A 569-nucleotide genomic window follows, 5' to 3' on the forward strand; every position below is an offset into this window, starting at 1 on the left:
CGTGCCACTTCGACGCTGCCGACCTCGGCCACCACTTGGGCCTGCTGCCAGCGGTAAAGCAGCTTGGGGCTGATGCCTAACTGCCGGGCGGTCGCCTGCGTGCTGCGGCTCTCGGACGCCAAGCGCAGGGCTTCAGCCTTAAACGCCTCGTCGTATTTACGCCGTTTATCGGGCGACACCCCGCTGGTTTTGGTTGCCATGACAAAAGAAATATACGTCCTTCTTATGTCCGTCTTGCCTAGACCACCTCACACTGTAGGCGGCGTACTACCGGGGCGGCGAAGGTTTTGGGGAAATATAATGTTTGGTGAAACTGTATCGACTTTGAGCGTTGAGAGACACATAATAGGAAAAGAAGAGGGAGGGGCAGCACTTAGGAGGCTTACTTGAATTTAGAGCAGTTCTCAGGTTACTGTACATGGTAGCCAGAGTGGTCAAACCAGTTTTTGGCGTCCTGTTCGCTTATCCAGCCGGCCGCCGCTTGGATGATGTCTTCCAACGCCTCGCGGGTGCGGGCCTGGGCTGTGCGCAGCCACGTTTTGAGCTTGCTGAAGGCGAGTTCAATGGGG

At 56.4% G+C, this 569-nt stretch carries 1 protein-coding gene; it reads right to left on the bottom strand.

What is annotated here, in order from left to right:
• A partial coding sequence (locus tag HW556_RS18425; protein WP_176901575.1) for a transposase occupies positions 1 to 200 on the bottom strand: 200 nt, incomplete at its 3' end.
• Positions 201 to 569 lie beyond the last annotated feature (369 nt).

The organism is Hymenobacter terrestris (assembly GCF_013377905.1).
GTDB classification, from domain to species: Bacteria; Bacteroidota; Bacteroidia; order Cytophagales; family Hymenobacteraceae; genus Hymenobacter; species Hymenobacter terrestris.